Below are 11,692 nucleotides of genomic sequence, written 5' to 3'. Positions count from 1 at the left end.
GCCCAAGGGCGTGCCGACGGGCTGGATGGAGGACGACCTCGAGGACGCCACGATCGACCTCGGCGACTTCTACGCCGTCGTGCCCGCGGGTGGGGCGGGGACGCGGCTGTGGCCGCTGTCGCGCAGCGACCGGCCGAAGTTCCTGCTCGACCTCACGGGGCGCGGGCGCACGCTCCTGCAGTCGACCTGGGACCGGCTCCTGCCGCTGTCCACCGCGGAGCGCACCCTCGTCGTGACGGGCCGCTCCCACGTCGACGCCGTCCGGGGCCAGCTGCCCGACCTGCGCGCCGACAACGTCCTCGCCGAGCCCAGCCGGCGCGAGTCGGCCGCGGCCATCGGCCTGGCCGCGGCGGTGCTGGTGCGGCGCGACCCGGACGCGGTCCTGGGCTCCTTCGCGGCCGACCAGATCATCTCGGGCCGCGACGACTTCGAGGGGTCGGTGGAGGAGGCCGTCGTCACGGCCCGCCGGGGCTTCGTGGTGACGATCGGCATCGCGCCCTCCCACCCCGCGACCGCGTTCGGCTACATCCGGCTCGGCAAGCGCCTGCGGCTGCAGGGGGCGCCCAACGCGCGCCGCGTCCTGCAGTTCAAGGAGAAGCCCGACGCCCGCACGGCGGCGGCCTACCTGTCCACGGGCGACTACCGCTGGAACGGCGGCATGTTCGTGGCCCGCGCCGACGTCCTGCTCGAGCTGCTGTCCGTGCACGCCCCCGCGCTGCACGCGGGGCTGCAGCGCATCGCCGACGCGTGGGACACCCCGCAGCGCGAGGCCGTGCTGGAGGAGCAGTGGGCGGCCCTGCCCGCCATCGCCATCGACCACGCCGTGGCCGAGCCCGCCGCCGAGGAGGGCCGTGTGGCCGTCGTGCCCGCCACCTTCGGCTGGGACGACGTCGGGGACTTCTCGTCCCTGGCCGAGCTGCTCCCCGCCGACGTCGACCGCCCCCGCGTCCTCGGCGACCCGGACCTCGTCGTCACCGAGGGCGTCGCCGGTGGCGTCGTCGTCCCCGGGGGCGGGCGCATCGTCGCGCTGCTCGGCGTCGACGACATCGTCGTGGTGGACACCCCCGACGCGCTGCTCGTCACCACGCGCGCCCGCTCGCAGGAGGTCAAGAAGCTCGTCAGCCGGCTGGAGGAGGCCGGGCTGCACGTCACCTGAGCCGGCGCGGGCCCGGTCCGGACCCCCGGTCCGCCGCCCCGGTCGCCGTGCGCGGCAGGAGTAGCGTCCTGTGCTCGTGAGCAGCCTCCCCTCCCCGCCGGGGCCCCGCGCCCTCGCCGACCTGCTCGCCCCGCACCTCGCCACGGCCCGGGCCCTGCGCCGCCAGGTGCACGCGCACCCGGAGCTGAGCCACGAGGAGCACGCGACCACGGCCGCGGTGGCGGCCCTCGTGCGGGCGGCCGGGTACACCGTCCGGCTCCTGCCGGGGACGGGCCTGACGGCCGACATCGGGCCCGGCGCCCCCGTGGTCGCGCTGCGCGCCGACCTCGACGCCCTGCCGCTGCCGGAGACGACCGGGCTGCCCTACGCCTCGACGCGGCCCTCGGCGGCGCACGCGTGCGGCCACGACGTGCACACGGCCGTCGTGCTGGGGGCCGGGCTGGTGCTCGCCGACCTGCACCGCGCGGGCAGGCTGCCCCACGGCGTGCGGCTGGTCTTCCAGGCGGCCGAGGAGGTCATGCCCGGCGGCGCGCTGGACGCCCTGCGCGCCGGGGTGCTGGACGGCGTCCAGGCGATCTACAGCCTGCACTGCGACCCCACCCTCGACGCGGGGACGGTGGGGCTCAAGGCCGGGCCCATCACGTCGGCGTCCGACCACGTCACCGTGCGCCTGTTCGGCACGGGCGGGCACACGTCGCGCCCGCACCTCGCGGGCGACCTGGTGTTCGCCCTCGGGCAGGTCGTGACCCAGCTGCCGGCCGTGCTGACCCGCCGCGTCGACCCCCGCTCGGGCGTGAACCTCACGTGGGGCATGGTCAGCGCGGGCGAGGCCGCCAACGCCGTGCCGTCCGAGGGCGTCGCGTCGGGCACGCTGCGCTGCATGGAGACCGAGGCCTGGCAGCACGCCGGGGAGCTCGTCGAGGGCGTCGTCGCCGACCTCGTCCGGCCCTACGCCGTGCGCGCCGAGGTGACCCTGCAGCGCGGCGTGCCGCCCGTGGACAACGACGTGCACGCGACCGCCGTCCTGGAGACGGCCGCGCGCGCGGAGCTGGGCGACCTGGCCGTGCTGCCCACGCGCCAGTCCCTGGGCGGGGAGGACTTCGCCTGGTACCTGCACCACGTCCGGGGGGCGATGGTGCGCCTGGGCACCCGCACCCCGGGCGGTCCCACCTACGACCTGCACCGGGGCGACTACGCGCCCGACGAGGCGGCCCTGGGGCCCGGCATCCGGGTGCTCGCCGCGACTGCCGCGTCACGGCGCGCTCCGCTGGACGATCTGCGGCTCGCGACGGCGTGAGAGCGGCACGGCGCGCACTACGCTGGGCCGTCGATCGTCGATCTGCCCCCTTGGAGGAGCACCCCATGACGAAGTTCTCCCGCATCGCCCCGGCAGCCGCGATCGGCGCCGTCGCCCTCGTCCTCGCGTCCTGCGGCGCGCGCCCGACCGAGGCGCAGAGCGAGGCCTCGGGTTCGGGGTCCGCCTCGGGGGCCGCCTTCTCGGCCTGCATGGTGCTCGACACCGGCGGCGTCGACGACCGGTCGTTCAACCAGTCCTCCTACGCGGGCCTCGAGGCCGCCAAGCAGGCCGACCCGAACATCGAGATCTCCTACGTGCCGTCGACCGACGACTCCGCGTACACGCCCAACCTCAACGCCGAGGTGGCCAAGGGCTGCGACACCATCATCGCCGTCGGCGGCCTGATGGCCGACGCGGTCAAGGAGGTCGCGACCGCGAACCCCGACCAGCAGTTCGCGGAGATCGACTCCGCCTCCGACCTGCCGAACGTCTACGGGTTCCAGTACAACACCGCCGAGGGCGGGTTCCTCGGCGGCTACCTCGCGGCCGGCATGACCAAGACGGGCACGGTCGGCACGTGGGGCGGCCTGCCGATCCCGCCCGTGACCATCTACATGGACGGCTTCTGGGAGGGCGTGCAGTACTACAACGCCCAGAAGGGCAAGGCCGTCAAGGTCATCGGGTGGGACGAGGGGAACCAGAACGGCGGCTCCTTCTCCAACAGCTTCACCGACCAGGCCGCGGGGCGCGCCATCACCGAGACGCTCGCGGGCCAGGGCGCCGACATCATCATGCCGGTGGCGGGCCAGGCCGGTCTGGGCGCGGGCGCCGCGGCCGAGGCCGCGGGCGGTTCGCTCAACCTCATCTGGGTCGACACCGACGGCTGCATCAGCGCCGAGCAGTACTGCGACTACTTCGTCTCCTCGGTGACGAAGAACCTCACCGACGCCGTGACGGAGTACGTCACGGCCGCGGCCGGCGGCACCTTCCCCACGGGCGGCTACGTCGGCAACCTCGAGAACGAGGGCACGGGCCTGGCGCCGTTCAACAAGTTCGACGCGCAGGTGCCGGCCGAGCTCAAGACCGAGCTCGACAAGGTCAGGTCGGACATCATCGCCGGCACGATCCAGATCACCTCTCCGAGCGCGATCGCCGCCGGCTGAGGTGGAGCTCGAACTGCGGGGCATCACGAAGCGCTTCGGGGCGCTCGTCGCCAACGACGCGATCGACCTGGTCGTCCGGGAGGGCGAGATCCACGCCCTCCTGGGCGAGAACGGTGCGGGCAAGAGCACGCTCATGAACGTGCTGTACGGGCTGCACGCGCCCGACGAGGGCGAGATCCTCGTCGACGGCCGGCCCGTGACGTTCTCCTCGCCCGGTGATGCCATGGACGCCGGGATCGGCATGGTGCACCAGCACTTCATGCTGGTCCCGACGTTCACCGCGACCGAGAACATCGTCCTCGGGTCCGAGCTCGTGCGCGGCGGCGGTCTGCTGGACCGCCGCCGCGCCCGCCAGCGGGTCGTCGAGACGTCCGAGCGGTTCGGCCTCGCCGTGCCGCCCGACGCCCTCGTCGCCGACCTCGCGGTCGGCGTGCAGCAGCGCGTCGAGATCGTCAAGGCGCTGCTGCGGCAGGCGCAGGTGCTCGTCCTCGACGAGCCGACCGCGGTCCTCACCCCGGCCGAGACCGACGACCTCATGCGCGTCATGCGGGAGCTCGCGGACGCGGGCACGTCGATCGTCTTCATCACCCACAAGCTGCGCGAGGTCCGCGCCGTGGCCGACCGGATCACCGTGATCCGGCGCGGCCGGGTGGTCGGCGAGGCCTCGCCGAGCTCCTCCTCGGAGGAGCTGGCCGCCCTCATGGTCGGCCGCGACGTCCGGCTGACGGTGCACAAGGCGCCCGCGACCCCGGGCGACGTGGTCCTCGACGTCGAGGGGATCCGCGTCACCGACGGCGCGGGCACTGTCCTGCTCGACGACGTCAGCCTGACCGTGCGCGCCGGGGAGGTGCTCGCGGTCGCGGGCGTCGACGGCAACGGGCAGACCGAGCTGACGCGCGCCGTCGTCGGGCTGCAGGCGGTCGACGCGGGCCGGCTGAGCCTGTCGGGCGAGGACGTCACGGGGGAGGGCGTGGCGGGCCTGCTGGCGCGCGGCGTCGGCTACGTCCCCGAGGACCGGCTGCACGACGGCCTCGTCGGGTCCTTCAGCATCGCCGAGAACCTCGTGCTCGACCTCTCGTCCTCGCCGGAGTTCTCCTCCGGCCCCGCCCTCGACCGGGCCGCGGTGGCCCGCAACGCCGAGGCGCGCGTCGCGGAGTTCGACATCCGCACGTCCTCGCCGCAGGCCGCCGTGTCCACGCTGTCGGGCGGCAACCAGCAGAAGGTCGTCCTGGCGCGCGAGATGTCGCGGCCGCTGAAGCTGCTCGTCGTCGCGCAGCCCACCCGCGGCGTCGACGTCGGCAGCCAGGAGTTCGTCCACCAGCGGATCGTCGCCGAGCGCGACCGGGGCGCGGCCGTGGTGCTGGTGTCCACCGAGCTGGACGAGGTGCGCGCGCTCGCCGACCGCATCGTCGTGCTCTACCGGGGCCGCATCGCCGGCGAGGTGGGCCCCGGCGCCACCCAGGAGGAGCTCGGCCTGCTGATGGCCGGCGCCCGCCCGTCCGGGGCCGCTGCCGCGAGCGCGACGGCTTCCACCGCAACGGATCCGGAGAGGGACAGCGCGTGAGGCGACTGCGCTGGGGCGGCACCTGGCTCGTCACGGTGTTCGCGGTGGTGGGGGCGCTCGTCGTGGGGGCGGTGCTGATCGCGGTCGGCGACGCCCGCACGCGCGACGCCGCCACGTACTTCTTCAGCTACCCCTGGGACACGTTCACCGAGGCCGGCTACGCCGTCCGCGACGCCTACGCGGCCCTGCTGCAGGGCGCGCTGTTCAACCCCGCGCTGTCGGGGACCGCGGCCCTCGGGCCGATCTCGGAGACCCTGGTCAACGCCACCCCGCTGATCCTCACGGGGCTCGCGGTCGCCCTGGCCTTCCGGGTGGGGCTGTTCAACATCGGCGCGCAGGGGCAGATCATCCTGGGCGCGGTGGTGGCGGCCTACGTCGGCTTCGCGTGGGACCTCCCGGCCGGGCTGCACCTGCTCGTCGCCCTGCTCGGCGGCGTCCTCGGCGGCACCCTGTGGGGCGGCCTCGTGGGCTGGCTCAAGGCGCGCACGGGGGCCCACGAGGTCATCACCACCATCATGCTGAACTACGTCGCCGTGAACCTGCTGACGTTCCTGCTGGGCCTGCAGGGCTTCCAGCGCCCGCCGTACGGCCAGGCCATCTCCGAGGCCGTCGCCCCCTCCGCGCGCCTCCCGCTGCTGCTCGGCCCGTCCCTGCGCGTGCACCTGGGCCTGCTCGTCGCGCTCGCCGCGGCGGTCGGCGTCTGGTGGCTGTTCACCCGCTCCACCCTCGGCTTCCGGCTGCGCGCCGTGGGCGCCAACCCCGACGCGGCCCGCACGGCGGGCATGGCCGTCGGCCGCCTGCAGGTCGTCGCCATGGCCGCCGCGGGCGGCCTCGCCGGCCTCGCCGGCGCCTCGCAGGTGCTCGGCGTCACGGGGTCGGTGACCGGCTCCGTGGCCGGCACCGTCGGCTTCGACGCCATCACGGTCGCCCTGCTCGGCCGCAACAACCCCTACGGCGTCGTCGCCGCGGGGCTGCTGTTCGGGGGCATGCGCGCCGGGTCGGTGCAGATGCAGTCCGCGACCGGCGTGCCCGTCGACCTCGTCGGCGTCCTGCAGGCCCTCGTCGTGCTGTTCATCGCCGCGCCCGCCCTGGTGCGGGCGGTGTTCCGGCTCAAGCCCGGCGGCGCGCGCGCCGTGGGCAGCGAGCTGTCGGCGGGGTGGACCCGGTGAGCGCCCCCACCTCGCCCGCGGCCGTCCCCGACGCGGTCGTCGTCCACGCCCGCGTCGAACCGACCGCCGGGCTGCGGCGCCGCGTCGTGACGGGGCTGCTGCTCGTCGCCGTCGGTCTCGTCACGGTCCTCGGCTGGGGCCTGGGCTCCGGTCCGGGGGACGCGACCTTCCGCTTCGGCGGCGGCGCCGCGATCCGGCTGCCCGACCTCACGGTCCCCGGCACCGCGACGCCCGTCCTGCTCGGCGCGGTCGTGCTCGCGCTCGGCGCCTTCCAGCTCGTGCGCGGCTTCCGGCTGCGCCGCACGCCGGTCGTCGTGGGCGTCACCCTCGCGTGCTTCGTCGTCGCCTTCCTCGCCTGGGCCATGTCGGGCCGCGCGGGCGGCTCGATCGACGTCGTCCAGCTCCTGCAGTCCACGGTGTTCCTCGCGACGCCGCTGGTCCTGGGGGCGCTCGCGGGCGTGCTCGGGGAGCGCTCGGGCGTCGTCAACGTCGCCATCGAGGGGCAGATGCTCACGGGCGCCTTCGCGGGTGCCCTGGTCGCGACGCTGGCCGGCAGCCTGGGCGCGGGCGTCGTCGGGGCGGTGCTCGCCGGCGCCGCCGTCGGCTGGTTGCTCGCGGTGTTCGCCCTGCGCTACCAGGTGAACCAGGTGATCCTCGGCGTCGTGCTGAACGCGGCCGCGCTGGGCTTCACGGGCTGGGCGTACAAGGCCCTGATGCAGGCCGACACCGAGCGGTTCAACTCGCCGGGCGTCCTGCAGCCGCTGCCGATCCCGCTGCTGTCCGACCTGCCCGTCGTCGGCCCGCTGCTGTTCAGCGCCAACGTCGTCGTCTACCTGATGTACGTGCTCGTCGTCGCGCTGCAGGTCGTGCTGTTCCGCACCCGCTGGGGCCTGCGCACCCGGGCCGTGGGGGAGCACCCCAAGGCCGCCGCGACCGTCGGGATCCCCGTGCTGCGCGTGCGCTACGTCAACGTGGTCGTCGCGGGCGGCATGGCCGGGCTCGCCGGCGCGTACCTGTCGATCGGGACCATCGGGCCGTTCACCGAGAACATGTCGGCCGGCAAGGGGTTCATCGCGCTGGCGGCGGTCATCTTCGGTCGCTGGAGCCCCAAGGGCGCCGTCGCGGCGTCGCTGCTGTTCGGGTTCTTCGCGGCCCTGCAGACCCTCGTCGGGATCCTGCCGACGCCCGCCGCGGTGCCGTCCAGCTTCCTCGCGATGCTGCCGTACCTCGCGACGATCCTCGCCGTCGCGGGCTTCGTCGGCCGGGTCCGCGCCCCCGCCGCCAGCGGCGAGGTGTACCCGTGAGCGCCCCGGACTTCGAGGCGCTGCGGGCGGCGGCGCGCGCCGCCCTGGCGTACTCCTACTCCCCGTACTCCGGGTTCCCCGTGGGCGCGGCCGCGCTCGTCGACGACGGCCGGGTCGTGGCCGGGGCGAACATCGAGAACGCCTCCTACGGCGTGACGCTGTGCGCGGAGTGCACCCTCGTGGGGCAGCTGCGGATGACCGGCGGCGGGAGGCTCGTCGCCTTCGCGTGCGTCGACGCCGCGGGCGGGGTCCTCATGCCCTGCGGGCGCTGCCGCCAGCTGCTCTTCGAGTTCGGCGGGCCGGACCTCCTCGTCGACACCCCGCGCGGGGTCCTGCCGATGACCGAGGTCCTGCCCGACGCGTTCGGCCCCCACGACCTCACCGACCCCTCCCGGAAGGCCTGACCGTGACCGCCGCACCCGGGGCGCAGCAGTTTGCCGCCGTCGACGTCATCCGCACCAAGCGCGACCGCGGGGAGCTCTCGGACGCGCAGATCGACTGGGTCGTCGACGCCTACACGCGCGGTGCGGTCGCGGAGGAGCAGATGTCCGCGCTGGCGATGGCGGTGCTGCTCAACGGCATGACGCGCCGCGAGACCAGCCGCTGGACCGCCGCGATGATCGACAGCGGCTCCCGGCTGGACTTCACCGACCTCCCGCGGCCGAGCGTCGACAAGCACTCGACCGGCGGCGTGGGCGACAAGACCACCCTGCCGCTCGCGCCGCTCGTGGCGGCCTGCGGGGCCGCCGTGCCGCAGCTGTCCGGCCGCGGCCTCGGCCACACGGGCGGCACCCTCGACAAGCTCGAGGCGGTCCCCGGCTGGCGCGCCGCGCTGACGCTGGAGGAGATCCGCCGCCAGCTCCTCGACGTCGGCGCCGTGATCTGCGCCGCCACGGGCGACCTCGCGCCCGCCGACCGCAAGCTCTACGCGCTGCGCGACGTCACCGCGACGGTCGAGGCCGTCCCGCTGATCGCCAGCTCGATCATGAGCAAGAAGATCGCCGAGGGCACGAGCGCGCTCGTGCTCGACGTGAAGACCGGCTCGGGGGCCTTCATGACCGAGCTCGCGCAGTCGCAGGAGCTCGCCCGGGCCATGGTCGACCTCGGCACCGACGCGGGCGTGCGGACGGTCGCCCTCATCACCGACATGTCCACGCCGCTGGGCTGCACGGCGGGCAACGCGCTGGAGGTGCGCGAGTCGGTCGAGGTCCTCGCGGGCGGCGGGCCGGCGGACCTCGTCGAGCTCACGCTCGTGCTGGCCCGGGAGATGCTCGCGGCCGTCGGGCTCGACGCCGTCGACCCCGCGGACGCGCTCGCCGACGGCCGGGCGATGGACGCCTGGCGCGCCATGATCGCCGCCCAGGGCGGGGACCCGGACGCCGCGCTGCCCACGGCCCGGGACACCCACGTCGTGCTCGCGCCGGCCGACGGCGTCCTGGCCGAGGTCGACGCGATGGCGGTCGGGGTGGCCGCGTGGCGCCTCGGGGCCGGCCGCTCGCGGCGCGAGGAGGCCGTGCAGGCGGGTGCGGGCGTCGAGCTGCACGCCGTCCGCGGGGACGCCGTGCGCGCGGGCCAGCCGCTGCTGACCCTGCACACCGACACCCCCGACCGGTTCGCGTGGGCCCTGCAGGCCCTCGAGGGCGGGATCGCCGTCGTGCCCGCGGGGCAGGCGCCCACGCCGCCGCCGCTGGTCCACGGGCGCGTCACCGCCTGAGGGCCCGGCGCTCACGCGTCCGCGACGACCACGCGGTCCCGGCCGGCGCGCTTGGCGCGGTACAGCGCGAGGTCGGCCCGCGACAGCAGCCCGGGGAGGTCGTCCGAGGTGCCCCGGGCCACCCCCACGCTCACCGTGAGGACGACGGGACGCTGCGCGGAGGGGGTCGCGGTGCGCCGCCGGAGGCGCTCCGCCACGGCGGCCGCGTCCACGGCCCCCGGCACCACGACGACGAACTCCTCGCCGCCGATGCGGGCCACGAGCTGCTCGGCCAGCGCGGGGTCGCGCAGCACCGTCGCCACCCACTGCAGCGTCCGGTCCCCGACCGCGTGCCCGAAGACGTCGTTGACCTCCTTGAAGTGGTCGAGGTCCGCGAGCAGCAGCGCACAGGGCCGCGCGTCGCCGCGGGCCAGCGCCGCCGCGAGCCCGCGACGGTTCAGCAGCCCCGTCAGCGGGTCGCGGTGGGCGCTGCTCTCCAGCTCGCGCAGCGCGTCGTCCAGCACCAGGCGCAACCAGCCCGTGAAGACGGCGACGACCCCCAGCACGGCCGCGGAGACGACGACGCCCACGACGGCGCTGCGCCACGGCAGGGTCCACGCCAGGTAGGTCCCGTAGACCAGCTCGGCGAACAGCAGCTGCAGGACCGTCTCGCGGCGGGAGCGGGCCAGCGCGACGACCAGGACCGGGGCCACGAGCGCGATCGACCCCACCTCCAGCGACGAGCCGTGCTCCGCGGCCGCGGTCCCCGCCACGATCACGGGGGCCGCGAAGGCCGAGTAGCCGGCCCGCAGCCACGCGGGCGCCCCGGGCCGGGTGAGCAGGGCCCACGCCGCGAGGACGAGGGCGCCGAGGCCGGCGGCGGCCATCAGGCCCGGCGCCTGCACGAACGGTGCCAGGGCGAGCATGACGAGCCCGCCCGGGCCCGCCATGAGGGCCGTGCCGCGGGAGTCCCAGCGCTGGCTCAGCAGCGAACCCCGCACGGGTGGGGTCCCGAGCAGGCCGCGGGGAGCGACCTCGCCGGGGACGTGACGGGTCCCGTCGCCCCGCGTCCGCGTGGCTCGCGCCACTCGACCACCTCGTCGCGCCGTCGGCGGCCCCAGGCGGCTCGTTCTGAGTCACCGGTGCCCTACAGCCAGTCTCACACCGCGACGGTCCCCGCGGTACGGGTCCGCGCGCCGCCGTGTGATGTCTCAGGACATCGGTGACAGTTCTGCATCAGGACATCGGTGACAGTCGATGTGTCAGGACATCGGTAACAGTCTCGGAGCTGGACAGGTGCCGGCCACCCACGACAGCGCGCACAAGGCGGCATGAGCGCTAGCTGCGCGGAGACGACGGTGTCAGTCCAGCTCGAGCTCCGACGCCTGGTGCTTGGCTTCTGCGTAGCGCCGCTGGACGCCCAGCTCTTGAAGCAGGCCCTGCTGTACGTCGCGCTGTAGCAGTCGCGCTCCTTGCAGCAGGTGGTCAGCGGTAGCGATGACCTCAGCACCCAGCGCGCTACTGGAGGGGTCCTCGACGGTCTCGACGAGAAGGACGAGGCCGGCGGAGCGGTGCAGCTGGCGCAGGCTGGCACGTAGGTCCAGCAGGCGGGCTTGCTCGGTGGCGGGCAGGGGCAGGTGCTCGGCCAGGGACTCCACGATGGTCAGGGTGTCCTCGACGTGCTGAAGACGTTGCCCGAGCTGCCCACCGACGACGGGCAGGTCACTGCTGTCTGAAGACAGCGGAGCGGAGGTTCCGTTGAGGCGTCCCGGGCCTGTGTGGCTTCGGTCGGCGGTCTCTCCCGCCAAGGAGCGGGCCAGGTCGTCATGGCCGGTCTCGCTGCGGCGGCGCCAGGACCGGCGACGGGCGCGTTGGTGAGTGAGGTAGGCGTGCAGGTTGTCGCGGTAGTAGTCCGTGACAGCCTGAGCGTCGGCCTCGTTGGTGTAGTCACCGTCGACGTCCACGCGCACCTGCACAGCCCAGGTGCCGGCATCGGTCTTTTTGGCGGTGACCTCTGCTCGACCGTCGTGCAGGTGCGGTAGCAGCATCAGCTCGAGGAAGTTGGCGGGGTTGCGGAGCAGGTCGTCGGCCACGTCGCTGACTCTGCCAGCACAGCTGTGATCACTGACGACACGACGCTCCGAACACTGAAGGCACGCGACCAGCGGCATGAGCGCGCGTTGCGCGCGACCAGCGGGATGACCGTGCTGTTGGCTCAACCCCTCGCGTCGTCCCACTCAGGCCGCCACAAGCGCCACGAGACGGAGTAGCTGATGGCCAGGCACGTCCAAGCGGCCCCAGTCACCCACTGCCACCACGAGCTCCCACCAGAGACGAGGAGGAGCC

The 11,692-nt window shown here is 74.6% G+C and carries 10 protein-coding genes; 8 read left to right on the top strand and 2 right to left on the bottom strand.

Annotated features, from left to right (window positions below; genetic code table 11):
* Window positions 1-25: 25 nt before the first annotated feature.
* The 8 genes from GTR02_RS14645 to GTR02_RS14610 all read left to right on the top strand — a co-directional run bounded on the left by GTR02_RS14645 (window position 26) and on the right by GTR02_RS14610 (window position 9,367).
* A complete protein-coding gene (locus tag GTR02_RS14645) occupies window positions 26-1,156 on the top strand; it encodes a mannose-1-phosphate guanylyltransferase (RefSeq protein WP_166608234.1) in 1,131 nt (376 codons plus the stop codon).
* A gap of 76 nt (window positions 1,157-1,232) precedes the next feature.
* On the top strand, window positions 1,233-2,453 hold the full coding sequence (locus GTR02_RS14640) for an amidohydrolase (RefSeq protein ID WP_166608233.1): 1,221 nt from the start codon (window positions 1,233-1,235) through the stop codon (window positions 2,451-2,453).
* A 65-nt stretch (window positions 2,454-2,518) separates the two neighbouring features.
* Complete coding sequence (locus GTR02_RS14635) at window positions 2,519-3,616, top strand: BMP family lipoprotein (RefSeq protein WP_166608232.1); 1,098 nt, start codon at window positions 2,519-2,521, stop codon at window positions 3,614-3,616.
* A gap of 1 nt (window position 3,617) precedes the next feature.
* The gene (locus GTR02_RS14630) at window positions 3,618-5,180 is read left to right on the top strand and encodes an ATP-binding cassette domain-containing protein (RefSeq protein ID WP_166608231.1); all 1,563 of its coding nucleotides are present in this window, start codon (window positions 3,618-3,620) and stop codon (window positions 5,178-5,180) included.
* Window positions 5,177-6,349: an ABC transporter permease subunit gene (locus tag GTR02_RS14625; RefSeq protein ID WP_166608230.1), complete on the top strand. Its 1,173-nt coding sequence runs from the start codon at window positions 5,177-5,179 to the stop codon at window positions 6,347-6,349. Before GTR02_RS14630 ends, GTR02_RS14625 begins: the two co-directional genes overlap by 4 nt.
* Window positions 6,346-7,653 carry an ABC transporter permease subunit gene (locus GTR02_RS14620; protein ID WP_166608229.1) on the top strand — a complete coding sequence of 436 codons (1,308 nt, stop codon included), beginning with the start codon at window positions 6,346-6,348 and terminating at the stop codon, window positions 7,651-7,653. Before GTR02_RS14625 ends, GTR02_RS14620 begins: the two co-directional genes overlap by 4 nt.
* Window positions 7,650-8,057: a cytidine deaminase gene (locus GTR02_RS14615; protein WP_166608228.1), complete on the top strand. Its 408-nt coding sequence runs from the start codon at window positions 7,650-7,652 to the stop codon at window positions 8,055-8,057. Before GTR02_RS14620 ends, GTR02_RS14615 begins: the two co-directional genes overlap by 4 nt.
* A 2-nt stretch (window positions 8,058-8,059) precedes the next feature.
* A complete protein-coding gene (locus tag GTR02_RS14610; RefSeq protein ID WP_166608227.1) occupies window positions 8,060-9,367 on the top strand; it encodes a thymidine phosphorylase in 1,308 nt (435 codons plus the stop codon).
* An 11-nt stretch (window positions 9,368-9,378) separates the two neighbouring features.
* Here GTR02_RS14610 and GTR02_RS14605 read toward each other — a convergent pair whose 3' ends face one another.
* Window positions 9,379-10,434, bottom strand: a complete 1,056-nt coding sequence (locus GTR02_RS14605) for a diguanylate cyclase (protein WP_166608226.1) — start codon at window positions 10,432-10,434, stop codon at window positions 9,379-9,381.
* A 273-nt stretch (window positions 10,435-10,707) separates the two neighbouring features.
* Window positions 10,708-11,439, bottom strand: coding sequence for a hypothetical protein (locus tag GTR02_RS14600; RefSeq protein WP_166608225.1), 732 nt, complete (start codon window positions 11,437-11,439; stop codon window positions 10,708-10,710).
* Window positions 11,440-11,692 lie beyond the last annotated feature (253 nt).

The organism is Kineococcus siccus, from assembly GCF_009906795.1.
Taxonomy (GTDB): domain Bacteria; phylum Actinomycetota; class Actinomycetes; order Actinomycetales; family Kineococcaceae; genus Kineococcus; species Kineococcus siccus.
The sequence above is the reverse complement of the archived record's forward strand: the minus strand, read 5'-3'. Positions and strand labels throughout refer to the sequence as shown.

Bases quoted from the DNA above. Each gene is read 5' to 3' on its own strand.
- GTR02_RS14635 (WP_166608232.1), top strand. From the start codon at position 2,519: ATGACGAAGTTCTCCCGCATCGCCCCGGCAGCCGCGATCGGCGCCGTC.
- GTR02_RS14645 (WP_166608234.1), top strand. From the start codon at position 26: ATGGAGGACGACCTCGAGGACGCCACGATCGACCTCGGCGACTTCTAC.